This is a genomic window from Ectobacillus sp., from assembly GCF_056992975.1.
Genome location: NZ_JBXKMX010000053.1, coordinates 16292 through 41758, shown reverse-complemented (window position 1 = coordinate 41758; position 25467 = coordinate 16292). Strand labels below are relative to the sequence as shown.

Below are 25467 nucleotides of genomic sequence, written 5' to 3'. Positions count from 1 at the left end.
TGTTCAAAATTAGAAAAGAAGCAAAAAGATGGCGATTAGGCCATCTTTTTCGTGTTTTTTTACATTTGAGGGAGAATAACTTCAAAGCGCGTCCCTTTTCCTATAGTACTGTGTACCGTAATGGTTCCCTTATGAAGGTCAATAATTTTCTTGACAATGGAAAGCCCGAGCCCGCTCCCGCTTTCTTCTCGTTTTCGAGATTTATCTCCTTTATAATATCTATCAAATACGTAAGGCAAATCTTCTTCGGGAATCCCTTTTCCTGTATCTTCGACAATAACATGAACTGCTTCGCAATTATCCATTTGCGCTGATACAAAAATCGTTCCCCCTTTCTCGGTGAACTTAATGCTGTTATAAATCAAATTCATCCATACTTGATGTAACAATCGTTTGTCTCCGCTAATCGATAGAGAGGGAAGATCTATATCAATTGCTATTTCTTTTTCTTGCCAATACCATCTAGTTGTAAGGAAAATTTGTTTGATTTGTTCTGATACATCAAATGTAGTTAACTCCAATATATTTTGCTCTTTATCCAAAGAAGCCAGTGTTAATAGCTGCTTGCTCATTGCAGATAATCTTCTGCTTTCTTCTTCAATAATAGATAAATATTGTTGACGCTGCCCCTCAGTTATTTGTTCTGTACGTAACGCTTGTGAAAATCCTTGAATCGATGTAAGCGGAGACTGAATTTCATGCGAAACATTGGAAACAAACTCCTGTCTCATCTCTTCTAAATGCTTTAAGCTTGCAGTCATACGCGTGAACGACTGTGCTAGTGTTCCAATTTCATCTTTACGATTGACTTCAAGTTGTATGTTATATTGTCCTTCTGCAATCTTCTTCGTAGCCATCGTCAATTTGCGAATCGGCTTCACGATATATCGTGTACTAATAAAAATAAATAAAACTGTTAAACCAACACCAAATAATAATAATTGTGCAAAGAAAATTCTCATTTCCCCAAACTGTAATTCAATATCGGGGCGTAAAAACAATGCATATCGTTTCCCGTCAGACTGAAAAGGAATTCCAACCGTATTCCTCAATTCATTATCAAAGAAGCCAGTAATGAATAGCTTTTTTGGAAAATTAGCAATCCCGTGATAGATCTGTCTATTTAATACAGAGGACACAACATTATTATCGATATTTTGTTTTCTAAAAGAACTACCAAAGTATGTTTTTCCACCCTGTTCATCAACTAGATATATTTGATAGCCCATTTTTGCTAAAGTATCCATATATTTAGGAATATCCTTATTCGGCATGGATGCAGCAAATCCAGCTGTATCCTCGCCCATTTTTGTCATCTTTTGATCATTGATTGGTTTTAAATGGATTTGATAATAAGCATTTGCCATAAAAAAAGCGAGAAGACTACTTATCATAATAATAACAGTAGTCGTCATAACATAATGTACATATAATGTTTTCATGCCTCTTTCACCTCAAGCTTATAGCCGACACCACGAACTGTTGAAATGATAAAATCATCTGTTCGCTTTGAAAAACGCTCACGTAATCTTTTAATATGAACATCAACTGTTCTAATATCTCCGTCAAAATCAATTCCCCAAATAAGCTCGATTAGCTGCTCACGCGTAAACGTACGCCCTGGATAACTAGCGAGCTGCACTAATAGCTCAAATTCCTTTAGCGGAAGCATAATTGTACTTCCGTTGCATTTGATTTCATAGCTTTTTCGATCAATTATTATATTTTTTAGCACAATATTTTCTGTGCTTGCAATTTGGTAGCGCCGAAGAAGTGCCTTCAACCGAAACAACAATTCCTTCGGCTCAAACGGTTTTACTAAATAATCATCCGTTCCAACTGAAAAGGCTCGTTCTTTATCCATAATTTGATCTTTTGCTGACAAAATAAGAACCGGTATGTCGTAACATTCTCGAATTTCTTCACATAAATCATAGCCATTTTTATTCGGCATCATAATATCGACAATAGCTAAATGAATTCGCTCTTTTTCTAAAATACGTGATGCTACCTCACCATCTTCTCCTTCAAATATCATATATCCTTCTTGCAATAAATAATGACGTAAAAGCTTACGAATATGAACATCATCGTCTGCTACTAATATATGTATCATTATCGTCTTCCTTCCTTTAAAAACAAGTCCCTATAAGAATCCCCATGCTCTCAGGGCATTTTTGAAGATTATCCCGTTCAATAGTATCACGAACAGCTACTGTTTTGAATTTTTCCACGTCTATATGATATTAAAGACATAAAAAATAACCTTGATTTTTCCCTTAGCTTCGGAAAATCAAGGTTTTCTATTCCCAAAAATGTTGTCGGAGGGACCCTTAAAAGAAACTGGTGACTTATATCCTAAGCAAAATATCCCGCTTATTTCACCGATTTCGCAAACATTTGCCGCAATACAAACTTCTGCATTTTCCCGCTCGCATTTCGCGGTAATTCATCTAGAAAAACGTAGTGACGAGGACGCTTATAATCAGCTAATGCATCGCTATATTTGCAATAAGCGTCTAGCTCTTCTGCCGTTATACGTGGGTCCTTCTTAACGACAACTGCAGTGACTCGTTCTCCCCAAAGTTCGTCAGGCTCACCAAGTACAGCTACATCCAGAATCCCTTCATGACTATGCAAAAAGTCTTCAATTTCCCGCGGATAAATGTTCACTCCTCCGCTAATTACCATGTCATCAACGCGATCAGCTACATACAAATATCCATCCTGATCCATATAACCAAGATCACCGGAGTGATACCATCCATTGTACAATGATTTTTCCGTAGCCTCTTCTCGGTTATGATAACATGCCATCATTGTTGGACCTCGCATAATAATTTCTCCTACTTCATAAGGAGGAAGAATATCTTCAGGATCCGATGGATGATCTTCCTGCGCCTTCACAATTCGAATTTCATGGTTAAAACATGGTGTACCGGCTGAACCAGCTTTTGTTAGCTGATCTTCTTCTACTAGAAACGCAACCACCGGTCCCATCTCTGTCATACCATAAATTTGAACTAAGTCGATGTTTAATCGTTCCTTGCATTCCTTCACGAGCGACGGAGCCATAGCTGCACCGCCATAAACACCTAGTTTCATAGAAGTTAAATTGTATTCACTTAGATTCTCTTGCAAAAGCATATTCCACATCGTTGGCGCTGCAAAGAAGGTCGTAATGCTTTCTATTTCAATCGTGTGCAATACTTCCTTTGCTTCAAATTGATGTAAGATTACATTTTTTGCACCTGCATGGACACGTGATAATAGCCCTGCATGAAGCTCACCGCAATGATAAAGAGGTGCTACAATAAGACCTACGCTATCTCGCGTATATTTTTCATAGTACATACAAATGAGACTGTGCTCCGCCATTTCACGGTGGCGATGAAGCACCCCTTTCGGCCGTCCTGTCGTACCGCTCGTATACATAACCGAGCAATAATCGGTTTCAACTACTTCGATTGGCGGAAGTATAGAAGAAGCCTGCGAAACGGTATCATGATAAGAGACAGCATAGTCTGGTGCGTTATTTTCAATATACCAAAATGAGACAGATGGAAACTCCTCTTCAATACTAGCAATTACAGGTTCAACCGCTTTCTCAAATATAACAACTTTAGGACTCGCATCAGATAGAATATACGCTACTTCTTTCGGTTTTAACCGATAATTAATTGGGTTAAAGATTGCGCCTACTTTCATACAAGCAAAGTAAACGGTTACAAACTCACTTGAATTATAAAGAAAGACAGATACGGTATCTCCCTTTGTAACTCCGGCTTCCAATAGTGCTGTTCCCACTTTATTTACTTGCTCATCCCATTGTGTATACGTATAGCGGATTCCTTTTGCTGTTTCTACGAGGGCTTCCTTATTTGGATAGTTTCGCACAGCTAAATCGAAAATTCTGCCTACAGTCATGTACACGATAAACTTCCACCTCCTACATAATTTTACATTTATATACATTCTATTTGTAGGAGGATGCTTCCTTCTCTTGTCTTCATTTAATTTTTTTCTTGTAATCGGTATATTTTTTGAACCCTTCATTATAAATTTGAATCCTTCGGGTTTGCAAAGTGCGCAATGACTCCTGTTTTCGGATGAATAATTTACTAGCACCACCACAGCCGAGTCCAATGAATGTTTGTACTTCTTCCATAATGACAATGTTTTAGATGCTCCCTTGATCCAAAATAGAATAACTAACGTTTTCTATATTGCCTAGAATATTCTTTTGCCGATATTAATATACGGTCAGTAGCCGTCTTCACTTGTCCAGTCCTCTGCCAATAAACAAGTGAATTCACGCAAAAAAACTCCTCAAAAATTGAGGAGTTTTGATTAAAGTTTTTTACTATTTGTATATCCCTGTAAGAATGTAAGTGGAAATTGCTTACGAAAGTGTTCCTTAATCATATAAGTTACCCCATTTTCATTATTAGATCGTGTAATCCAGTCTGCTGCATGTTTGACAGAAAGAGGTGCATTTCCCATTGCTACTCCTAATCCAACATGCTCTAGCACCTCAATGTCATCTATACTATCGCCAATTGCTACCATCTCATGCAGCTCGATATTCAAATGCTCTCCAAGAAGCTGAAGGCCGTGAAGTTTTGAAGCGCCAAGAGGCAGAATTTCAATGCGATAATCGGAACATTCACTTACGCTAACATCGTCAAATTCCTCTCGAATTGTCTGAAGTGTACGATCCTTTTCTTCCTTATTGGAAAAGAAGACATCAATTTTCGGCGCAGAAACCGGCTCATCTCGAAGAGTGTCTCCTAACGATTCCACAAATTGAATCGGATAAAAGACGGGATCTGCATTCGAAAGAACGGCACGTGCAATAACATTTGAGGATAGCTTTCGGCGGTTTCCTAATGAAAATCGTTCATGTGTAATACGTATGTTACAATCAAAGTGTTCCAAAACCTGCACAAGGTTAAATGTTTTTTCCTCTGATAATCGATTTTGAATAAAGGGAGTGTCGAGGGAAGAGGATAGAAACGAACCGCTATGTGTAATAAGAATGGACTCTAGCTTTAATGCTTTTGCTATCCGCTCTGCCGATTGAAAATTACGGCTAGTGTATAACGTAACGTATACTTCCTTGTCACGAACAAAGTCGATCGCTTCCTTCGTTCCCTTTTGTAATCTACCATTCGAGCGAAGCAGCGTTCCGTCTATATTAATAGCCAACAGACGATAAATCATAACACGCCTCCTTTTCTGTCATACCCTATACTTACCTTATGAATTGGAAGCCTATATTAGAACGATACGTTATCGTTATAAGAAGGAGGTCATACGATGAAGCTACCAGAATCCACTTATGAAGGAAATACACTTGAGGTTGCACAGGGCTTGCTTGGGCATAAACTTGTACATATTGTAAATGGAATTAAGCGTAGTGGGTATATTGTAGAAGTAGAAGCGTATCAAGGAACAGAGGATAAAGCAGCACATAGCTACGGAGGACAACCCACGAAACGGACAGAAGTAATGTATGGACCGTCAGCCCATGCATATGTCTATTTCGTTTATGGTATGCACTATTGCTTTAACATCGTCACCGCACCAATAGGAGTCCCGCATGCTATCCTCATTCGTGCTCTTATGCCCGCCGAAGGAATGGAACATATGCTACAATCGCGCTATGGAACAGTGGATGTAACAAAGCAGCAACTGCGTAATATAACAAACGGTCCCGGAAAACTTGCAAAGGCAATGGAAATTACAACCGACCAAAATGGGCAATCGCTTATGAGCGATACGTTATATATCGAAAAAGTAGCTCCGCAAGACCATTTATCCCAGCAATACAAAATTGGATGTGGCCCACGCATCAATATTAACTATGCAGAAGAAGCCATTCACTATCCGTGGCGCTTTTATTTCATCGGACATCCTCATGTTTCCAAATAAAATATTTCTAATCGAAAAACGTCTGCAGACGGCTGCAGACGTTTTTTACAAAGCTTAGCTTATGCCGGCATAATTGTGCCGTATAAATCTTCTAATGGCTTTAAAATAATTTTATTTAAGTCAGTAATAAGTAAATTCATACGTTGTTCCGCTTCCATTAGCTGTGAAATTTTCACATTTTGCTGAACCTGTGCCACAATTTGTTGTGCACTCGCGTTATCTGCTTCTGAAAGCTGCTGTCCTTGCATCATTTTTTGTTGTAGCTCCATTTGTACTTCACGAAATTGTTCAAAAAGCTGCTTAGCCTGAGCATCAGCTTGTACAGCTTGATATTTTTGTTGTAACGTTTGAAAATCAGAATTTTCGATGATCGCCTTCTGTAATGCATACGCTTCATCGTACATATTTGCTGCCATCTTTTTTCCTCCCTTTACATTAATAATCACTTTAACTATACCAGACTATGTAACATATGTATAATTCTTTCGGATTATTCCAGTAGAGATATATTCGTGTTCACCAGCCCTTATTCCCCATCATACTATACTTTATAATCTTGAAGAGAATGAGGGAATGTAATGTTTGCATCATCATCATTGAAAATCGTCAGTCATAACGAACTGGAATATGACAATATTCTTCTATCTCGCCGCCTTGCAAAACAATGGAAGATCAGAAAAGGTGATACCATCACTATTTTTTTTGGTCTAACGAGCGTATTAGTGAATATTACTTCAATAGACGAGAAAGAAAATACTCTCTTTGCTTCTCCTTCTCTTCTTTCTTACCTTACTCTATACAATGTGCAGCAAATTCGCTACCATTATCTTTCTTCGGAGCAGCAGTTATTTCTCGGCCCCATAATTGCCATCGTAACAGACATACAAAGTCTAGACCCCCTTTCATTCGGTTCTATATCCGACTTTTGTGAGGAGGTTGCCGTATTAAGTGAACAAAGCAGCTGTTTCCTCTATGTTACCTCTCTATCTCTTTGGGACAAAGAGCACATAATCGGCTATTACTTTCAAGAGGGACAATGGAGAAAGGAGAAAATGCCGTTTCCTTCAATCGTGTACAACCGGATCCATTCTCGGAAAGTAGAACAAAGTAACACCTTTCAAAAATGGCTAGACGTACTGCAAGATTACGGTATTCCTCATTTTAATGATCGTTTTTTAAATAAATGGGAAGTATATGAAACGCTTTTGACATTTCCGCATCTAAAGCCATTCCTTCCTACTAGTTACCTATTCACAGATTGCAAGGTACTAGAACAAGTTCTTGCTGAATTCCCATGTATATTTGTAAAGCCTATTTACGGTAGTAAAGGAAAACATATTTTTAAAATAACGGTATCACCGGAGAAATTTCTAGTAGACTATACTACGTTTCAAAGAGATATTTCCAAAGAGTATGCTACTCTTCCTGAACTATTTGCAATGTTAAAGCAGCATATCGGACGACGACCTTACATCGTGCAGCAAGGACTCTCTCTTTATACGTACTTTGATCGTTCCGTTGATTTTCGAATTCTCTGTCAAAAAAAAGACCATTATACGTGGAACGTAACCTCTGTAGTGGCAAGGGTTTCAAACAGAGGTGAATTCGTTTCTAATGTAGATAGAGGCGGAGAAATGTATAAAATGGATGAAATACTACAGTGGGGATTTGAAACGAATGAAGTCAAGCATGTGAAAAAACTAATCATGGAGCTCTCTCTTGAAATAGCAAAATGTCTAAGCCAAGCTTACGATGGCCTATATGCAGAATTTGGAATGGATATAGCGCTCGATCAGCTAGGAAATCCTTGGTTGCTTGAGGTAAATATAAAACCATCTAAAAACAAATTACCAGCTACCTCATCTGTAAGACCATCTGCTCGTGCTCTCCTGCTATATTGTACGATAGCAGCAAAACAACCGATAAGGAGGATGGAATCATGCTAGGTTTACTTTCCCTTCGCATACATCAGGAACATGAATATTTTACGGAAATTGCAAAGCACAGCAAGCGTTATCAGATTCCTGTCGTTCGTTTTACCCCTTCCCAAATTGATCCGAGTACAGAAATGGTGACAGGACTTCTATTTAATCATGAGACGCAGGATTGGAAAAAGGAAACGTTTCCTTTACCTTCCTATATTTACGACCGTTGCTTTTATAATCAATCGAATACTTCCAAAACAGCAAAGCCAATCGTTGAATGGATAAAGAAACGACCACAGACCGTTTTTCTAGGGCACGGATTACCCGATAAACTCCAATTATATTCAATTTTATCGAAAAATCCGATGATTTCTCCCTATTTACCAATCACGAAACAAGCTACTGTTGATCGCGTTTGGAATACGCTTCTCAAAACGCGTGAACTTGTACTAAAGCCCATGAATGGCTCTCAAGGAAATGGCTATTGCCAAATATCCCTCTTCCGCCATGAAATAAGCATAAAAATGCAGCAAAAGGAAATACAAAGGTATACATTTTCATCCAAAGATGCGTTCTTAACATGGTTATCGAACCTTCTACAAGAAAAACCTTATGTACAACAACCATTTCTTACTATTCAAGAAAACAATCAACCATTTGATATTCGCATATTATTACAAAAAAACGCGAAAGGATTATGGACTGAAGCTGGTCGCGGGGTTCGAATTGGCGAAGCACACTCCCTTGTTTCAAACCTTGCGGCTGGGAGTCAAACCATTTCTTATGATGAATGGAAACGAACATTGGCAAAGCATACAGAAAGCATGCTAGAGGAAGCCATTGTAACCCTTACAAAAGCAGTGCCTGAAACATTGGAAAAAGAACTTCCACCATTATTTGAACTCGGACTAGATCTTTCATTGGACCGCGGTCACGCAGTTTGGCTCTTAGATATAAACTCAAAGCCAGGACGAAAAGTACTGATAGCATCCAATCCATCCTGCAAGGAACAATTATACCGAGCCCCACTTGCCTACTGCCGCTTTTTAGCACGCCAGTCTAAAGGGGCGGATGTACGATGAAAAAAACAGTATTTTCCATTCAAATAAGTAAACACAATCCACATGCAGTGTATCTTCCTTATGTATTTCCATCCACTGTGAATCTAAAAGAGATTTCGTTTGGTACACGTATCCTACCATGTGATGTCATTACAGATTATTTATCAGATAACACAGTTACGATTGGTAGTGAAATTTATAATGAGTTAGGGCTTCCTTTTTCATCTGATGTTCATATTTTTCTTCATGGAGAAAGCATTCACATTGGACCGTTAATCGGCATTTTCACGGCTGGATTTACGGAATCTGCTTTACGACCAGTAGGAGAACGTTCCTTATTTTTTGCAAATTTACTTTCTTCGGTAGAGGGCGCTTACATCTTTGTATTTGGCTCCCATCAAATTAACTGGAAGGAAGGTTGTATTTCCGGCTACTTTTACAATGAAAAACGCTGGATACAATATGATATTCCGTTTCCACATGTTGTCTATGACAGATTGCCAAATCGGAAAACGGAACATCATCGTGCAATTGCTCGCGTTAAGCAACGCCTACAAAGCGAGTACTTAATCCCCTGGTTTAATCCAGGATTTTTTAACAAATGGGATGTATATCAATTACTTAAAGAAGATCTCAATGCTTCGTTATACTTACCAGAAACACAGCTATTTGAATCTTTTGAACAAGTCGAATTCCTTCTTTCAAAATATAAACATGTCTATATGAAACCGATGAATGGTAGCTTAGGCACGAGTATTTATCAAATTCGCTACTCCACCTTGCAAAACGAGTACTATTGCCGCTTTCGAGATGAGAAAGGAAACAAACTGCGGAAGTATCAGTCTCTTGAAGTACTCATCAATCATTTACTATCTAATCATGATTTACATACATTTATTGTCCAGCAAGGAATTTCCCTCCTACGTGTGAATGGGCATCCTGTTGATTTTCGCATTCATACCAATAAAAATAGAAACGGGGAATGGAAGATGAGTGCATTAGCGGCTAAGATTGCTGGGCAAGGTAGTATGACCACACATGTAAATAACGGCGGCGACATTAAAAGTCTGGAAGAAATTTTTCCAGATGAGGAAATGCGAACACCCATCCTCTTTGCTATGCAACAGGCAACCCTTCTACTAAGTGAAAAAATTGATGAAAAGATGGAGGGGTATATCGGAGAAATCGGCTTTGATATCGGAATGGACCATGAGCACCGCATTTGGTTATTTGAAGCAAATTCTAAGCCCGGTCGCTCCATTTTTGATCATCCAAAGCTAAAAACAAGTGATCAATTAACGAAGGAACTGTTTCTTCAATACGCTATTCACCTAACAGAAAAATCACTTTTGTTTCCGGAGGAAATGTTTCCATGACCGTAATCGCGTATAACAAGATAACAAGAAATTGGACACATCCTGCATATAACTTTCATTTTGGACGTGGAACAATTATGGTAGCGTCTTCTGGTCCTTCCATCTCATTCGCTATGCAACAACAGGGCGGGCGGGTTGGACCTCTTGTCGGGATTCTAACGAGCCGCTCATCTACCGGAAAAATATGCGGGGATTGGAAAAGGTTTGTAATGCTGCAGAAGGAGCTCCGCTTACGGGGTGGGATTAGTTTTGTTTTCACACCTGAAGATATGCATGACTCGAATATTACCGGTTACGTTCTTCTAGAAAACGATACATGGAGAGCCTGTTCATTTCCTTATCCAGATGTTGTCTATAACCGCATTCCGTACCGATCGCATGAAAAAAGAGAGAGTTGTCAGCATGCACTCTCTCTTTTTTCTTCTATGGGAATCTCCGTAGTTAATCCTTACTTTTTCTCAAAATGGGATGTTCATAAGACACTATTTCAAAATGAGAAAGTAAGACCCTTTTTACTCCCAACCTTTCTGCTCGATAGCGAACGACTCACGACCATGCTGCAATCACATAAATCCTTGTATGTGAAGCAATGTGAATCGTCAAAAGGAAAAAATTTATATTTCATGAGGTACGCCAAAGGAGAAGTAGCTATTACATCAGCAAAGGGTATCACAGTGCACAGCAAACTTTCTGGAGCTTGGGATTTGATTGCTGGAGACGCATTGTACCTAGCTCAGCCAGCACTCGATTATGATACGTATCACAATCGGAAATATGATTTACGTGTCCTTGCCCATTCTCTTTCCGGTTCGTTTACCGTTACTGGCGTTGGCATTCGCGTTGCAGCTATCGACCAAATTACAACACATGTTCATAACGGAGGAGAGCGTATACACGAAACCGAATTACCTCGTCCAATCCGCCATGATATTCTAGAAGAGTTAGTCCAACAATGTGGAAACAGTCTATGCCGTCATTTTGGAAACGTTAGAGAATTTTCTATGGATATTGGTGTTGATAAGCAAGGAAATTATTTTATCTATGAGTGTAATGCAAAACCAATGATATTTGATGAACAAGACATTACGATGCGTGCCATCGAAAATATCGTCACAATATTCGAGGAAGAAGCTTTTGCCTCTTGATTCTATTTTCTCCCTAAGAATATGGTAGAATATCGATAACTCAGGTTGCAAGGAGATGCAAAAATGATTGAAAAACTGCTTCAATATTATGACGATGTTGTGATTGACGACATTCCGAAGCAATATAAGGAATACGAATGGTATACCGATGAAGAAAATCGAATCATTGGCATTGGGAAAAAACAGCTAACAATAAAAGATAAAGAAATGCTGTCTCTGTTTTTAACTTCTATTTCAGCAGACGAATTCTTCATCACACCTGCCAAGCGTATGTGGAAGGAGCTATTATTTCAAGAAGGAAAAATAATTCCTACGTTGCAGCACGAATTTCAATACGTGCGATTCCTTCATTTTTCCATGAAGCAACCCTTTTTTGAAAAAAAAACATGGGAAGAGGCATTACAAGGACTATTGTCCACTTCCTTCGTAGTCCTGTGGAAAGACCATCGGCATGGAATCATAATTGAAACCTATCCATTCGAAGCTTCAACCGAATCAATTGATCATGAAATGATTGCCACGTTAACAAGTGATTTTTTCATATCCCTTCGGATACTTGCTGGAAAAAGACAAATAATAGATGAGTCCCTTCCTTCAGCTTTTATGTGGGAAGAACAAATTTTCGAACAAGCCCTACCATTTATGACAAAACAAAACATGTATCAATTAGAGGATGTACTCCCTTATGCACTCATGAGTAATCCACAATTAGCAAAACCGCTATTGACACGGGTAAACCAGGATACCGAACTACTCCGTACTATCCGTACTTATTTAGAATGCAATATGAACCTGACGCTTACAGCGAGAAAACAGTACTTGCATCGAAACAGTGTACAGTATCGTGTGGATAAATTTATAGAAAAAACAGGAATCGATATTAAAACATTCACAGGGGCTGTAACTGTGTACATTGCCCTCCTGTTAAATGAAATGTCATAACTTATTTGTACAACTTGCACAAATACAGGCCGTCTTTTTATTCAGTCTGCCCATATACGCTTGTCGGTCATAAACGTTACACTACAAATACGAGAATGATTACATGACTAGGTAGGAGGAAGTACCATGGCAGAATTAAAATTAGAACATATTTATAAAACTTATGAGAATAATGTAACAGCTGTTTCAGACTTTAACCTTACTATTGCAGATAAAGAATTCATCGTATTTGTAGGCCCGTCTGGTTGCGGGAAGTCTACTACACTTCGCATGATTGCAGGATTAGAGGAAATTTCCAAAGGTGATTTTTATATCGATGACAAACGTGTAAATGACGTTGCCCCTAAAGACCGTGATATCGCGATGGTATTTCAAAACTATGCCTTGTATCCACATATGAGTGTATATGAGAACATGGCATTTGGCTTAAAACTTCGGAAATTCTCAAAAGATGAAATAGACAAACGTGTAAGAGAAGCTGCCCATATTCTAGGTTTAGAGCAATATTTAGATCGAAAACCGAAGGCTCTTTCTGGTGGACAACGGCAACGCGTTGCATTGGGACGTGCTATTGTTCGTGATGCAAAAGTATTCTTAATGGATGAACCGTTATCTAACTTAGATGCAAAGCTGCGTGTTAGCATGCGTGCAGAAATCTCCAAGCTCCATCATCGCCTTGGAACGACAACAATTTACGTAACCCATGACCAAACAGAGGCAATGACGATGGCAACACGTCTTGTTGTAATGAAAGATGGTTTGGTTCAACAGGTAGGTTCTCCAAAAGAAGTATATGAAAAACCAGCAAACGTATTTGTCGGTGGATTTATCGGCTCTCCTGCAATGAATTTCTTTAAAGGAACCATACAAGATAATCTATTCGTAAAAGGAAAGCTTGCGTTAAAAATACCAGAAGAAAAGCTGACATACTTACGTGCACAAGGATACATAGGAAAAGAAGTAATAATGGGAATTCGTCCAGAAAACATTCATGATGAATCTGTTTTGGAAGCTACTGAAGGTACAAAAGTAGACGCTACCATTGAGGTTGCTGAATTACTTGGTGCAGAGTCAATGCTATACTCTCATATTGACGGTCAAGATTTCGTTGCTCGTGTTGATGCTCAATCCGAATATAATCCAGGTCAAAAGGTAGTACTAGGTTTTGATATGAATAAAGTTCACTTCTTTGATACGGATACAGAAGCACGCATTCATAATGGAAATAAATAATTTGTAAACCGGGACAATGATCAGAATATAGATCATTGTCCTTTTTTGTTATAAAGTAAGTAACGTAACTTCAAATTCTTGTAAACAAAATTGGCAATATAATGTATGTATACATTGTAGATTCTTATCCTCTTTCCTATCTATTTCTTCATACGGACTATACGAATCGACATAATCGATTGTTTTCCCATAATCAAGCAGTTCATTCCCGCATACAGAGCACAGTAATTTAACTGCCTCCAGTCCATTACAATAGGGACAAATTTTCATACTTCGTTCCTCCAAAAAGGGGCGGATAAATTCCGCCCCTATAGCCATACTATTAACGTTGTGGATAACCAGTAAATTGTTGTTGTGCCATTGTAACTAAGCGTTTTGTAATCTCGCCACCAACGGATCCATTAGCACGAGATGTAGCATCAGGTCCAAGTGTTACGCCAAATTCTTGTGCAATTTCATATTTCATTTGGTCGATCGCAGACTGTGATCCAGGTACTACAAGGTTATTTGTGTTTGCCATATCTATCACCTCCTTAGATGATGTAATTCTATTATGTGAAAAAGAAACTGTTCTATGTATGATAAACAGGTGTTAGTTTTTGGAATATATATTTGTAAAATTTACATACTTATTTTCTGTATGTAGGAATTTGTTTCATCCATACTATGAGTGTAAGAGCTTAGCTTTTACGCTTGATGAAAAATCAAAGGAGGAACGAGCATGCCAAATAAACAATCTTCTAATCAGCTCGTCGTACCAGGCTCACAACCTGCGCTTGATTCGATGAAAAACGAAATTGCACAAGAATTTGGAGTCACATTAGGCCCAGATGCAACGTCTCGTGCAAACGGTTCTGTCGGTGGGGAAATTACAAAACGCTTAGTTACAATGGCTCAGCAACAACTGGGCGGTTATTCAAAATAAAAAAAGATGACTCAATGTGAGTTGAGTCATCCTATGAAATAGGCCTTGCTGCATCTTTGCACAGGCCTATTTTTTACATGTAATTTAGGAACCAGCAGCTTGCGTTTCATACATTTGATAGTACCGACCTTTTTTCTCCATAAGTTCATCATGTGAGCCACGTTCAACGATTTGTCCTCGTTCTAGCAAAAGAATTTGATCTGCTTGTTTAATCGTTGATAATCTGTGAGCAATTATAAAAGTTGTTCTTCCTTTTTTTAGTACATCTAATGCTCGCTGAATTATAGCCTCAGTTTCTGTATCCACACTTGCAGTTGCTTCATCCAAAATTAAGATAGCTGGATTAAATGCGAGTGCCCGTGCAAATGAAATAAGTTGTCGTTCTCCTGTGGAAAGTGTACTTCCCTTCTCAATCACCCGCTCATTTATCCCGTTTGGTAACTGTGAAACAAATCGATCCGCACCTACCGTACTGAGCGCATGTTGCACCATATCATTCGTTATCTTTTCGTTTTCTAAACTGACATTTGTAGCAATCGTTCCTGTAAATAGAAAGGGATCTTGTAAAACAATCCCCATGTGAGAACGAAGTGCCTGCTTTGACATTTCATTTATATTACGATCATCAATCCGAATCTGTCCCTTTTGAAATTCATAAAATCTAAACAAAACATTCATAATACTACTTTTCCCTGATCCGGTATGCCCAACAAGAGCAATCGTCTCCCCTTGCTTTGCTTTAAATGAAATATCCTTTAAAACATAATCATCCCCATTATAAGCAAAGGAAACATTCTTAAATTCAACATTTCCTATAGGACGAGGGGCTCTGTCGCTGCTTACCTCTATTCCCTCTTCATCAAGCAACTGGAACACACGCTCAGCTGATACTCTTGCTTGTTCCAAATTGGCAAGCTGATTAACCATTCCCGTAATCGGCGTGAATAACCGTGTTACATAGTCAACAAATGCATATAACACACCTAAGGAAATGACGCCATTTGCACTAAGAGAAGCACCTCCAAAGTACCAAATTACCAAAACAAACGCTACATTTCGCAATATGTTTACTAAATTGTGTGAAGTAGCTGAATTTAAGCGAAGAAGCTTTGTCTGGTACTGATAATAATCCTGATTCAACTTTGCAAACTCCCGTTTCACTTGTCTCTCTTGTCGAAAGACTTGAATGATTGACATTCCTTGAATGCTTTCATTAATCATTCCATTAATGTCAGATAGTTTTGAACGAACAAGATGATTATAGTGCGATGCAACCTTCCGATACAATACAATCCAAGCATATAAAATAGGTAGAATAATCAATGCTACACTAGCTAGTTTCACATCCAGAAAAAAGAGTGCAATGAAAATACCTACTATATACATGGTGCTCTGGAAAAAGGTCGCTACAACCGTCACATACAACTCACGAATAGCTTCCGTATCATTGGTTACTCTCGATACAATTTTACCTGCTGGAAGATGATCGAAATAGGAAATGGGTAACTTTTGAACATGACTGAACACATCTTCTCTCATTTTCTGTATGACGCGATTTGCAGCTTTTTGCATATACAACTTTTGACCATAGGCAAATAGAGAAGCAACAAGAATAAGGCCTACATAACCTCCACCAAGCATAAGGATGTTAGATATTTCTGGCTTATAGAAGGAATACAACTCATCTCCTGTCAATTTTTGAGCAACGTATGTTTGAACAATATTTCCTTTATGAACACTAATTTGTTGGTCAGTGGCCGTACGAGTTCCCTCAAATAAAAGTTGCCCATTAATCAAATAAAAATCTCGTTTCACTTGTACTAGCTGAATTTCTTTCCCCTTTGTCTCATTTTGCGCGAACCTATCACCTCGCTTATAGAAGCTTCCATTCATATATACAGCATCTTTCGCATTCTCTGTTTGAAAAAATGGTTGTTCAATCGATACAATATGCTGATCGATAATCTGCTTCGCAATAAAGGGACCTGTAAGCTCTGCTGCTACAGATATACTAAGCATTAAGAGTGCAGCTAACACAATTCCTTTAAAGGTCATCGTATATTGAATCAGTCGTTTTCCTGTATTCATACACTTACCTCACTATCATGTCCATGTAGTTGTTGCCGTTCATACTGCTGTTTGTACCATCCATGTCCCTCTACTAATGTTGCATGAGTTCCTTTCTCTACAATATGTCCTTCGTCCATGACAAGTATTAAATCAGCATGACGCACTGCTGAAAGTCTATGTGTTGTAATAATGGTTGTTTTTCCCTTGCGTTCCGTGCGAATCCCCTCTAAAATCGTAGCTTCTGTACGGGAATCAACTGCCGAAAGTGAGTCATCTAGAATTAAAATTTCTGGATTTCCAATCATCGCCCGCGCAATGGAAATTCTTTGTTTTTGACCACCAGATAAGGAAACACCCTTTTCCCCAACAATCGTCTCCAATCCCTGCGGTAAAAACTCGATATCCTTTTCAAATGCAGCTAACTTAATTGCATGAGCAAAATCTGCTTCCGTTACATCCTGTATACCGAATAAAATATTTTCCTTTACTGTCTTTGAGAATAATATGTGTTCTTGAGGTACATACCCAATCCAGCTTAAGACATCCTGTATTTTAATTTTTTCAAGTGGAACACCAGAAATAAAAATAGTACCGGCCCCCAACGGATATTGCCGCAATAGTTGGCGAATTAGCGTTGTCTTTCCGCTTCCCGTTTTACCTACAATTCCTAATGTTTGCCCCCTTTTCAAAGAAAAACTAACATCCTCTAAACTATTAGAATGAGAAGAAGGATACGAAAAGGATACTTTCTCAAATGTTAGCATTGTCGGTTCAGCTACATGGATCGCTTCCTTCTCCTCTACCACATCTGGCTTATACGAGAGCGTATCATTTACACGATCAATGGAAGCATTTCCGCGTTGCATTACATTGATCAGCTCGCCAATAGCAAACATTGGCCATATCATCATCCCGAGATATACATTAAAGGAGACGAGTTCTCCCAATGTAACTTCATTTTGAAATACTAGAAACGCACCATAGACAAGCCCAATTAAGTAACTTATCCCGACAAGCATCTTAACCGTTGGCTCGAACAATGCATCAATTTTCGCTACTTCCATGTTTTTCGCATAGATGTCTTCAGTTAATGCATGAAATCGTCTCTCTTCTGCCGTTTCTTGCACATAGGCACGAATGGTGCGTACACCTGCAATCGACTCTAATACTTTATCATTCATATCTCCAAATGCATCCTGAGCAATTGTAAAGCGCTTATGAAGTTTGTTTCCATATTTGTTCATCGCATAGGCCATTAGAGGAAGCGGTAAAATGGCTGCAAACGTAAGCTTCCAACTAATCGTAACTCCCATCATAAACAAAATCGTTAGCATATACATGCTAGAATCCACTAATGTTAAAATTCCGAACCCTGCTGTATTGGAGATTGCTTTTAAATCATTTGTTGCCCGCGCCATTAAATCGCCCGTTCGGTTCCTCTGATAAAATGTCGGCGTCATCTTTATAAGATGATTGGTTAATTTTCCGCGCATCGTTTTTTCTAACAAAAATGCTCCGCCAAATAAGTAATATTGCCAATAATATGTGGCAATATAGCCGACTATCATCACAAATAATAAGATTTCTAAGTAGGTCGCAATTCCTCCCGATGTTAAAACATCTGTTTTTATATCATCTATTGCCAATCCAATCACCTTTGGTGGAATGATTTCAACTATATTTACAAGAAGCAATAAGCCTACCGCTAGTGTATACCGCTTCCAATTTTCTTTAAAAAACCAAGATAACTTTTGTAACATTGATAGCATACTTCAAATCCCCTCCTGTACATCTTTATCTACCCGCTATAACAAATTGGCTTCTTTTTATTTAACAGCAACAATTCGCACAAAACAAAAAAGGCGTACCACAACATTGTGCGGTATGCCAAAATATGCATAAAAAAAGCGCACGTTTCATTACGCGAAACGCATGCTTTCTATCATAACTAATTAAGAAGACTATTTAATCATGCGAAAAGTGGTTACGCGTTGCATATGATGTTTTATAAGCAAAGTTTTTTTCTTTCTAACAACTGCACGGTCCATAGCACGCAACCTCCTTTTCACTATTTTTTTACATTTTAAATTGTATAACTGTATAAACTTTCCTGTCAATAGTGTTTTTTACAATTCGTTTGTTTACTCCAAAATAATATCCACTATTTTGTATCGTTTTGACACGGGTTGTTCACATTAGTATGCAAAATTTGTGCCAATTTATCAACATGTGGATAAAACATTTGAATTTTTTTGCACAGACTACTACAATCACTTTATATTCACTTCATACAACTAGGAGGAATTATATGAAAATGTATAAGTTTTATATAAATGGACAATGGCGCGAAAGCGAGTCAGGTCAGACGATAGACATCAGATCACCATATCTCCACAAGATAATTGGACAAGTGCAAGCCATTACTAAACAAGAAGTTGATGAAGCCATTCAATCTGCAAAACTCGCACAAAAAAAATGGGCAGAAACTTCCCTGCAAGAACGAGCAAGTGTTTTATACAAATGGGCAGATGAATTAGTTAATATGCAAGATGAAATTGCAACGATTATAATGCAAGAAGTCGGTAAAGGCTATAATGATGCAAAAAAAGAAGCAGTTCGTACTGCTGACTTCATTCGATATACTGTAGGAGAAGCACTTCATATGAACGGTGAAAGTATGATGGGCGATAGCTTCCCTGGTGGATCTCAATCGAAGCTTGCTGTCGTACAACGAGTTCCACTTGGCGTTATACTTGCTATTTCTCCTTTTAATTACCCCGTAAATCTCGCAGCTGCCAAACTCGCACCTGCACTTATGGCCGGGAATGCTGTTATTTTCAAACCAGCCACTCAAGGATCAATTAGTGGGATTAAAATGATAGAAGCGTTGGATAAAGCAGGTTTTCCAGATGGACTTCTTAGTTTAGTTACTGGCCGTGGTTCTGTCATTGGTGACTACTTAGTGGAACACAGTGGTGTGGATATGGTATCGTTCACAGGTGGTACAGAGACAGGACAGCATATTGCAAAAACGGTTAAAATGGTGCCACTCGTTCTCGAACTAGGTGGCAAGGATCCTGGAATCGTACGTGAAGATGCGGACTTACAAGCTGCTGCGCAGCACATTAGCAGCGGAGCATTTTCATACTCTGGTCAACGCTGTACGGCTATTAAGCGCGTATTGGTTCATGAAACTGTTGCAGATACACTCGTTTCCCTTTTACATGAAGAAATCAGTAAACTTTCTGTTGGTTCTCCAGAAGAAAACAGCGTGATTGTACCGCTCATTGATGATAAATCAGCCGACTTTGTGCAAGGGCTAATTGACGATGCCGTTGCAAAGGGTGCCACCATCGTTATGGGAAATAAACGAGAAGGTAATTTAATCTATCCTACCCTTATCGATCATGTTACGAAAGATATGAGCATAGCATGGGAAGAACCGTTTGGACCTGTACTACCTATTATTCGCGTGTCTTCAGACGAAGAAGCCATTCGTATTGCAAATGAATCAGAATTTGGATTACAAGCAAGTGTATTTACAAAAGATATTAACCGTGCATTTTCTATTGCAAATAAAATAGAGGCAGGTTCCGTTCAAATTAACGGTCGTACCGAAAGAGGTCCAGATCACTTCCCATTTTTAGGAGTAAAATCATCGGGTATGGGTGTACAAGGCATTCAAAAAAGCATTCTTTCCATGACACGTGAAAAAGTTACTGTTGTGAATATTACCGAGTAAATGAGAACAAAACGAAGCGTTTGCTGCGCTTCGTTTTTTGTTGTAGTCTACAGCGATTGCTGCTTACCAACATGGCTAACTTCCTTACTCTTATTTTTTTTCCAAATACCTAGAGCAACCACTCCAGCTACAATGACAGCTTCAAATCCATATTTCACAAAGGAATTACTAAAATATGTGGAAAGTAACGGCTCACCTACAATCATTTTCGAAGCAGTCCAGGCGAGTACACCAGCTCCTATGGTAATAATAATTGGAAAGCGATCGACAAACTTTAAGATAATCGTACTCCCCCAAACTACAATTGGGACAGAAATAAGTAGACCAAGAATCACTAATAATGGTTTACCTTCAGAAGCGCCTGCAACAGCTAGTACATTATCGAGCCCCATAAGCGCATCTGCAATAATAATCATACGAATGGCCTCCCAAATACTTACCCCTGACTTTACCTCATGCTTTTTTTCATCCACGAGTAGTTTATAGGAAATCCATAAAAGTAACACTCCGCCCACAAGAAGGAGACCCGGTATTTTCAGTAACCATACAACTGCCAATGTAGCAATTGCCCGAATGACGATAGCACCAAACGACCCCCAAAAAATGACTTTCTTCTGATCCTGTTTTGGTAAAGTTCTAGCAGCCAATCCAATGACAATTGCATTATCTCCAGCTAATACTAAGTCAATAATTACAATAGACAATAATGCAGTGATCATCTCTGATTGAAATAAATCCATGTCATTCCCTCCCATTATTTTTATTTCATATCTACTAATCCTTTTTGAAACGAATAGATTCTCAGTTCCTAACTAGGAAAGCAATTGATACTTTTCTTGTAAATGTATCGGTGCCATTTTAACAATTCCTTGTAAGATAAATAGAAAAATGGTCACATCATCAAGTAAACCAAATCCCATCAAAAAGTCAGGAATAAGATCAAATGGAATGAGAAAATATCCTATCATACCTATAGCAGAAAGCAATTTTCTTCCATTTGGTACTTCAGTTGATAGATAAAAATCTTTCAAAAATGGAAGAAATCTTCGAACATTCCATACAAACTGAATACGTTTCCAAGCATTATACACGTTTATCACCTCTACTTATGTTATTTATCAAAACGTAAAAAGACCTAAGCCTGGATGGCCTAGGTCTTATAAAACGAAAAGACCTCTACCATCCTAACTAGAAGGTAAAGGTCTTGCTAACAACAAAATCGTTGCCAACAAAGCCGAGGGATGCATCCCTGAACTGACGACTTTGCTGCTAAAGCTACTCCCCTTTATATGGGTATACGATTAACTATTATATTATTGAAAATTCCAGATTGCGTCAATGCTTTTATTTCATAAAACTAGGATGTTTTACATCATCTTCGCACCCTACTTATATATATTTTCGATTTGTCATCTTTCCATCAAAAGTAAATAATACAGCCTTATTTTCAATCATTGTTTCTAAATGAACCGAACGACCCCATAGCTGATAGGTGTATGGCAGAACCTTCTCTAAATACTTCACATCTAACTCAATTCCTTCAAAATGATGCTTTAAATAAAGTTCACCATTTTTTACATAGTCACCCTCATACACCGTTATATATGGAAACCCACCATTCACTCGCATATTGACAAGCTGGTCCCGTACATGCGTCCAATCTTTATCAATTACCTTATAATCTTTACCTTGCTTTTGAAACAAGTACAAGTCTTCGCGATACACCAATTCTTTATTTAAATAATTGCGAATAAAAGAAGTATCAGACTCAATTTCACGAACTTCAAATATTTTTTCACGTCCCGTATTAGGTAAAACACCCTCTCTTTTCATTTCTTCCGTGGGGTCATTGTATCGTTCTTCGATGTTTTCAAAAATTTTCAAGCCTAAATAATAAGGATTAATACTTGTTTTTGATGGCTGTACAACACCCGCGTTTAGCTTTGCAAATTCAATAGCTTCTTCACTTGATAAATCCATTTCACGAATAATACGTTGATGCCAATAGGAAGCCCAGCCTTCGTTCATAATTTTCGTTTCCAGCTGCGGCCAAAAATATAACATTTCTTCCCGCATCATTGTTAATATGTCTCGTTGCCAAGGCTCTAGCTCACGACTATACTCCTCAATAAAGAGAAGTAGATCCTTTTCAGGCTGCGGCGGAAACTTCTTTTTTGGACGCACTGGATGAGTCTTGTTATTTCTGTCATCTAAGTTCCATAAATCATCATAAGGAGAAGCAGGTTTTGAAGGAGGATATTCTTCCTTCTCATCATCCATCGTCCATGCTAATTTAGGCCGCATTAGAGACGGGTCTATATGCTCTTGTAGTGCTAACACTGCATCCAAAAATGTTTCGACTTCCTTCTTACCGAATTTATGTTCATATTGCTTAATACGATCGGCAGTTGCTGCCATACTCTCAACCATATCTCGCTTTGTATTCATAAACCGAACGTTATTCTTAAAAAAATCGCAATGCGCCAGTACATGGGCAACTATTAATTTATTTTGAATAAGCGAATTTGTTTCAAGTAAAAAAGCATAACAAGGATCGGAATTAATGACGAGCTCATAAATTTTACTTAATCCTAAATCGTAGTGAATTTTCATTTTGTAAAATTGCTTGCCAAAGCTCCAATGTGAAAAACGCGTTGGCATCCCGTAGGCTCCGAATGTATAAATAATATCAGCCGGACAAATTTCATAACGCATCGGATAAAAATCTAGTCCAAATCCTTTGGCGATTTCCGTAATTTCATCAATTGCGTATTCCAATACCTTATAATCATCACTCTTCAACAAAGTCCCTCCCTTCACTCTCTTATGACAATTGTATGAGAGGAAAGGACATTTCATGAAAGTTGTTCTTATTACACTTTAGTTTGTTCAAAAAACGGAGATTACAATAAATATTATAGTATTCCTAACAAATTCTTTCAGGCCTACTTTTCAATCCATTAACGCACACTAATACCAACCCCCTAAAGTAAGGAGGGATAAAATGTTCTCAGAGTCTGACTATGACAAAGCATTGTATTATACCTACAATTGCGAATGGGATGAGCTACTCGTTCTAATGGTAAGAACGAAGGATGAGCTTTTTTCTAAAAGGATTGAGCATTTTCTCCACGCCTTTAAATATGCAAAAGATTTAAGCATAGTTGATCAACATCTACAGCTTATGTTCCAATATATTGATCATGCTTCCCAAAAATTATATGCGGAACAAATTGAACAGCATGTATAGTTTTCCTATACAGCAAAAAGGCATTCACATTTTTTGTGAATGCCTTTTTCTCAACAGTTAATTAAGCCTTTTTTAACAATGCATTATTTACCTTATCCATGAATGCTGTGGATACTTCTTGTAATTTTGCTTCGCTATTTTCTAGACTTGTTCCTTTTACACCAAAGTAAAATTTTACTTTTGGTTCCGTTCCAGATGGACGTAGGCAGACCCATGTACCGTCTTCTAAAATATATTTTAATACGTTAGACTTTGGTAAGTGAATTATTTCGGTCGTTCCATTATCCAATGTTCGAACACTTGTTTTATAATCTTCTACCGTTTTTACACGTATACCAGCAAATTCGCTTGGTGCTTCTTGACGGAAAGTTGCAAGAAGGTTACCTATTTGCTCTGCTCCATCTTTCCCTTTTAAAGTAAGTGATTTTAATCCTTCACGATAAAAACCATACTTCGCAAAGATTTCAAGCAAACCGTCATACAGCGTCATACCGCGTTTCTTATAATAAGCAGCAACTTCAATAGCGAAAATTGTAGCTTGGACAGCATCTTTATCCCGAACAAAGTCCCCTATTAAGTAGCCATAACTTTCTTCATAGCCAAACTGGAATGTATATTCTCCCGTTTGTTCGAATTGTTTAATTTTTTCACCGATAAATTTAAAGCCAGTTAATGTATCAATTGTTTCAAGTCCGTAAGCCTTTGCAATGGCACGACCAATTTCAGAGGTAACAATTGTTTTTAATACAATTCCGTTTTCAGGAAGAATACCCTTTTCCTTCTTCTGTGATAACAAATAATCCAATAGAATTGCGCCCGTTTGGTTACCTGTTAGTACAGTATATTCTCCGTTGCTATTTTTTACTGCCACGCCAAGTCTATCTGCATCAGGATCGGTCGCTACAAGTACATCAGCATTAATTTTCGTACCATATCCAATTGCAAGTTCAAATGCCGCATGTTCTTCAGGATTTGGGGATTTAACAGTTGAGAAATTTCCATCCGGGAGCTCTTGTTCTTTTACGATTGTGACATTTGTATAGCCTAGTGCATCTAATGCTTTGCGAACTGGTTTATTAGATGTACCATGTAGCGGTGTAAATACAATTTTAAGGTCCTTACCAATTTCTTCTGCTAGCTCAGGATGAACAGATATTGTTTTGAGTTTTGAAACATATGTTTCATCCATTTCTTCACCGATAATTTTAATAAGCCCTTTTTCTTTTAAGGATTCTTCAGATTCTACATATATTTCCAATTCATTTTCAATTTCATTTACTTTATCAATAACGATGTCTGCTTCTTTTGGTGGAAGCTGACCGCCATCTTCACCATATACTTTATATCCATTATATTCAGGAGGATTGTGACTCGCTGTTACAACTATTCCTGAAAAAGCATGCAATTCACGAACTGCAAAAGATAGCTCTGGAGTTGGTCGAAGCTCCGCAAAAACATACGATTGAATGCTGTGTGTTGCCAGTGTTTTTGCTGCTTCCATTGCAAATTCTGGTGACATATGACGAGAATCGAAGGCAATGACAACACCACGTTTTTTCGCTTCTTCACCAAACGACTCAATAAAACGCGCTAACCCTTCAGATGCCTTTCGCACCGTATATATGTTCATTCGGTTTGTACCAGGTCCAATTTCTCCTCGCATTCCACCTGTACCGAATTCTAAGTTCTTATAGAAGCATTCTTCTAACCCTTTTTCGTTGTTTTTCATATTTTCAAGTGCTGTTTTCATTTCTTCATCTAATGCTGGTGATTGAATCCAACGTTCGTATGCTTGCTTCCAACTCATCCTAATATCCTCTCCTGTTTGAAAAATTTCTAGTTTCACTACAAAATTTGTCATTCT

General features: G+C 38.2%; 23 protein-coding genes and 1 pseudogene. 10 read left to right on the top strand and 14 right to left on the bottom strand.

From position 1 onward, the window contains the following. Positions 1-59 precede the first annotated feature (59 nt). From AC11ZT_RS02370 to AC11ZT_RS02350, 5 genes and pseudogenes are all read right to left on the bottom strand, one after another. Positions 60-1442, bottom strand: coding sequence for a sensor histidine kinase (locus tag AC11ZT_RS02370; protein ID WP_484058070.1), 1383 nt, complete (start codon positions 1440-1442; stop codon positions 60-62). Further along, positions 1439-2116: a response regulator transcription factor gene (locus tag AC11ZT_RS02365; RefSeq protein WP_484058069.1), complete on the bottom strand. Its 678-nt coding sequence runs from the start codon at positions 2114-2116 to the stop codon at positions 1439-1441. Before AC11ZT_RS02365 ends, AC11ZT_RS02370 begins: the two co-directional genes overlap by 4 nt. Positions 2117-2376: 260 nt before the next feature. Beyond that, complete coding sequence (locus tag AC11ZT_RS02360) at positions 2377-3933, bottom strand: fatty acid--CoA ligase (RefSeq protein ID WP_484058068.1); 1557 nt, start codon at positions 3931-3933, stop codon at positions 2377-2379. Between the two features lie 76 nt (positions 3934-4009). Continuing rightward, positions 4010-4314 (bottom strand): annotated as a pseudogene (locus tag AC11ZT_RS02355) (coproporphyrinogen III oxidase); the annotation flags it as partial. Positions 4315-4350: 36 nt separating this feature from the next. Continuing rightward, the gene (locus AC11ZT_RS02350; protein WP_484058067.1) at positions 4351-5223 is read right to left on the bottom strand and encodes a Cof-type HAD-IIB family hydrolase; all 873 of its coding nucleotides are present in this window, start codon (positions 5221-5223) and stop codon (positions 4351-4353) included. Between the two features lie 96 nt (positions 5224-5319). On the opposite strand from AC11ZT_RS02350, the gene AC11ZT_RS02345 reads away from it, so the two are divergent. Then, complete coding sequence (locus tag AC11ZT_RS02345) at positions 5320-5934, top strand: DNA-3-methyladenine glycosylase (RefSeq protein WP_484058066.1); 615 nt, start codon at positions 5320-5322, stop codon at positions 5932-5934. 59 nt (positions 5935-5993) lie between these two features. On the opposite strand, the gene AC11ZT_RS02340 is transcribed toward AC11ZT_RS02345, so the two are convergent. Next, positions 5994-6350 (bottom strand): YlbF family regulator, encoded by a 357-nt coding sequence (locus tag AC11ZT_RS02340; RefSeq protein ID WP_484058065.1) that lies wholly within the window; start codon positions 6348-6350, stop codon positions 5994-5996. A 162-nt stretch (positions 6351-6512) separates the two neighbouring features. Here AC11ZT_RS02340 and AC11ZT_RS02335 point away from each other — a divergent pair, with 162 nt between their 5' ends. The 6 genes from AC11ZT_RS02335 (at position 6513) to AC11ZT_RS02310 (ending at position 13616) form a co-directional block, all read left to right on the top strand. After that, entirely contained in the window at positions 6513-7880 is a 1368-nt protein-coding gene (locus AC11ZT_RS02335; protein WP_484058064.1) for a YheC/YheD family endospore coat-associated protein, read from the top strand. Continuing rightward, positions 7874-8941, top strand: a complete 1068-nt coding sequence (locus AC11ZT_RS02330; RefSeq protein ID WP_484058063.1) for a YheC/YheD family endospore coat-associated protein — start codon at positions 7874-7876, stop codon at positions 8939-8941. Before AC11ZT_RS02335 ends, AC11ZT_RS02330 begins: the two co-directional genes overlap by 7 nt. Beyond that, complete coding sequence (locus AC11ZT_RS02325; RefSeq protein WP_484058062.1) at positions 8938-10296, top strand: YheC/YheD family endospore coat-associated protein; 1359 nt, start codon at positions 8938-8940, stop codon at positions 10294-10296. Before AC11ZT_RS02330 ends, AC11ZT_RS02325 begins: the two co-directional genes overlap by 4 nt. Beyond that, the gene (locus tag AC11ZT_RS02320) at positions 10293-11441 is read left to right on the top strand and encodes a YheC/YheD family endospore coat-associated protein (protein WP_484058061.1); all 1149 of its coding nucleotides are present in this window, start codon (positions 10293-10295) and stop codon (positions 11439-11441) included. The genes AC11ZT_RS02325 and AC11ZT_RS02320 overlap by 4 nt, the downstream gene beginning before the upstream one ends. 63 nt (positions 11442-11504) lie before the next feature. Then, the gene (locus AC11ZT_RS02315) at positions 11505-12383 is read left to right on the top strand and encodes a PucR family transcriptional regulator (protein ID WP_484058060.1); all 879 of its coding nucleotides are present in this window, start codon (positions 11505-11507) and stop codon (positions 12381-12383) included. A 126-nt stretch (positions 12384-12509) separates the two neighbouring features. Continuing rightward, positions 12510-13616 carry an ABC transporter ATP-binding protein gene (locus tag AC11ZT_RS02310; protein ID WP_484058059.1) on the top strand — a complete coding sequence of 369 codons (1107 nt, stop codon included), beginning with the start codon at positions 12510-12512 and terminating at the stop codon, positions 13614-13616. A 48-nt stretch (positions 13617-13664) separates the two neighbouring features. Here AC11ZT_RS02310 and AC11ZT_RS02305 read toward each other — a convergent pair whose 3' ends face one another. Beyond that, a complete protein-coding gene (locus AC11ZT_RS02305; protein ID WP_484058058.1) occupies positions 13665-13886 on the bottom strand; it encodes a hypothetical protein in 222 nt (73 codons plus the stop codon). Positions 13887-13938: 52 nt separating this feature from the next. Next, on the bottom strand, positions 13939-14136 hold the full coding sequence (locus tag AC11ZT_RS02300; protein WP_379970126.1) for an alpha/beta-type small acid-soluble spore protein: 198 nt from the start codon (positions 14134-14136) through the stop codon (positions 13939-13941). 201 nt (positions 14137-14337) lie between these two features. Here AC11ZT_RS02300 and AC11ZT_RS02295 point away from each other — a divergent pair, with 201 nt between their 5' ends. Further along, complete coding sequence (locus AC11ZT_RS02295) at positions 14338-14541, top strand: alpha/beta-type small acid-soluble spore protein (protein WP_484058057.1); 204 nt, start codon at positions 14338-14340, stop codon at positions 14539-14541. An 84-nt stretch (positions 14542-14625) separates the two neighbouring features. Here the strand turns inward: AC11ZT_RS02295 and AC11ZT_RS02290 are convergent, their stop codons facing one another. Both AC11ZT_RS02290 and AC11ZT_RS02285 read right to left on the bottom strand, forming a co-directional pair. Beyond that, on the bottom strand, positions 14626-16629 hold the full coding sequence (locus tag AC11ZT_RS02290; protein WP_484058056.1) for an ABC transporter ATP-binding protein: 2004 nt from the start codon (positions 16627-16629) through the stop codon (positions 14626-14628). Further along, positions 16626-18380 carry an ABC transporter ATP-binding protein gene (locus AC11ZT_RS02285; protein ID WP_484058055.1) on the bottom strand — a complete coding sequence of 585 codons (1755 nt, stop codon included), beginning with the start codon at positions 18378-18380 and terminating at the stop codon, positions 16626-16628. Before AC11ZT_RS02285 ends, AC11ZT_RS02290 begins: the two co-directional genes overlap by 4 nt. Before the next feature lie 539 nt (positions 18381-18919). Here AC11ZT_RS02285 and AC11ZT_RS02280 point away from each other — a divergent pair. After that, positions 18920-20353 (top strand): NADP-dependent glyceraldehyde-3-phosphate dehydrogenase, encoded by a 1434-nt coding sequence (locus AC11ZT_RS02280; protein ID WP_484058054.1) that lies wholly within the window; start codon positions 18920-18922, stop codon positions 20351-20353. Positions 20354-20400: 47 nt separating this feature from the next. Here the strand turns inward: AC11ZT_RS02280 and AC11ZT_RS02275 are convergent, their stop codons facing one another. From AC11ZT_RS02275 to AC11ZT_RS02265, 3 genes are all read right to left on the bottom strand, one after another. Beyond that, the gene (locus tag AC11ZT_RS02275) at positions 20401-21093 is read right to left on the bottom strand and encodes a TerC family protein (RefSeq protein ID WP_484058053.1); all 693 of its coding nucleotides are present in this window, start codon (positions 21091-21093) and stop codon (positions 20401-20403) included. Positions 21094-21165: 72 nt separating this feature from the next. Next, the gene (locus tag AC11ZT_RS02270; protein ID WP_484058052.1) at positions 21166-21444 is read right to left on the bottom strand and encodes a YkvA family protein; all 279 of its coding nucleotides are present in this window, start codon (positions 21442-21444) and stop codon (positions 21166-21168) included. A gap of 298 nt (positions 21445-21742) precedes the next feature. Beyond that, positions 21743-23155 (bottom strand): SpoVR family protein, encoded by a 1413-nt coding sequence (locus tag AC11ZT_RS02265; RefSeq protein ID WP_484058051.1) that lies wholly within the window; start codon positions 23153-23155, stop codon positions 21743-21745. A gap of 202 nt (positions 23156-23357) precedes the next feature. Here AC11ZT_RS02265 and AC11ZT_RS02260 point away from each other — a divergent pair, with 202 nt between their 5' ends. Beyond that, entirely contained in the window at positions 23358-23603 is a 246-nt protein-coding gene (locus AC11ZT_RS02260) for a YhdB family protein (protein ID WP_484058050.1), read from the top strand. A 61-nt stretch (positions 23604-23664) separates the two neighbouring features. Here the strand turns inward: AC11ZT_RS02260 and AC11ZT_RS02255 are convergent, their stop codons facing one another. Then, a complete protein-coding gene (locus AC11ZT_RS02255) occupies positions 23665-25410 on the bottom strand; it encodes a phospho-sugar mutase (protein WP_484058049.1) in 1746 nt (581 codons plus the stop codon). Positions 25411-25467 lie beyond the last annotated feature (57 nt).

Coding starts and splice junctions, on each gene's coding strand:
- AC11ZT_RS02370 (WP_484058070.1), bottom strand. CDS start 1,442: ATGAAAACATTATATGTACATTATGTTATGACGACTACTGTTATTATT.
- AC11ZT_RS02365 (WP_484058069.1), bottom strand. CDS start 2,116: ATGATACATATATTAGTAGCAGACGATGATGTTCATATTCGTAAGCTT.
- AC11ZT_RS02350 (WP_484058067.1), bottom strand. CDS start 5,223: ATGATTTATCGTCTGTTGGCTATTAATATAGACGGAACGCTGCTTCGC.
- AC11ZT_RS02345 (WP_484058066.1), top strand. CDS start 5,320: ATGAAGCTACCAGAATCCACTTATGAAGGAAATACACTTGAGGTTGCA.
- AC11ZT_RS02340 (WP_484058065.1), bottom strand. CDS start 6,350: ATGGCAGCAAATATGTACGATGAAGCGTATGCATTACAGAAGGCGATC.
- AC11ZT_RS02335 (WP_484058064.1), top strand. CDS start 6,513: ATGTTTGCATCATCATCATTGAAAATCGTCAGTCATAACGAACTGGAA.
- AC11ZT_RS02330 (WP_484058063.1), top strand. CDS start 7,874: ATGCTAGGTTTACTTTCCCTTCGCATACATCAGGAACATGAATATTTT.
- AC11ZT_RS02325 (WP_484058062.1), top strand. CDS start 8,938: ATGAAAAAAACAGTATTTTCCATTCAAATAAGTAAACACAATCCACAT.
- AC11ZT_RS02320 (WP_484058061.1), top strand. CDS start 10,293: ATGACCGTAATCGCGTATAACAAGATAACAAGAAATTGGACACATCCT.
- AC11ZT_RS02315 (WP_484058060.1), top strand. CDS start 11,505: ATGATTGAAAAACTGCTTCAATATTATGACGATGTTGTGATTGACGAC.
- AC11ZT_RS02310 (WP_484058059.1), top strand. CDS start 12,510: ATGGCAGAATTAAAATTAGAACATATTTATAAAACTTATGAGAATAAT.
- AC11ZT_RS02305 (WP_484058058.1), bottom strand. CDS start 13,886: ATGAAAATTTGTCCCTATTGTAATGGACTGGAGGCAGTTAAATTACTG.
- AC11ZT_RS02300 (WP_379970126.1), bottom strand. CDS start 14,136: ATGGCAAACACAAATAACCTTGTAGTACCTGGATCACAGTCTGCGATC.
- AC11ZT_RS02295 (WP_484058057.1), top strand. CDS start 14,338: ATGCCAAATAAACAATCTTCTAATCAGCTCGTCGTACCAGGCTCACAA.
- AC11ZT_RS02290 (WP_484058056.1), bottom strand. CDS start 16,629: ATGAATACAGGAAAACGACTGATTCAATATACGATGACCTTTAAAGGA.
- AC11ZT_RS02285 (WP_484058055.1), bottom strand. CDS start 18,380: ATGCTATCAATGTTACAAAAGTTATCTTGGTTTTTTAAAGAAAATTGG.
- AC11ZT_RS02280 (WP_484058054.1), top strand. CDS start 18,920: ATGAAAATGTATAAGTTTTATATAAATGGACAATGGCGCGAAAGCGAG.
- AC11ZT_RS02275 (WP_484058053.1), bottom strand. CDS start 21,093: ATGGATTTATTTCAATCAGAGATGATCACTGCATTATTGTCTATTGTA.
- AC11ZT_RS02260 (WP_484058050.1), top strand. CDS start 23,358: ATGTTCTCAGAGTCTGACTATGACAAAGCATTGTATTATACCTACAAT.
- AC11ZT_RS02255 (WP_484058049.1), bottom strand. CDS start 25,410: ATGAGTTGGAAGCAAGCATACGAACGTTGGATTCAATCACCAGCATTA.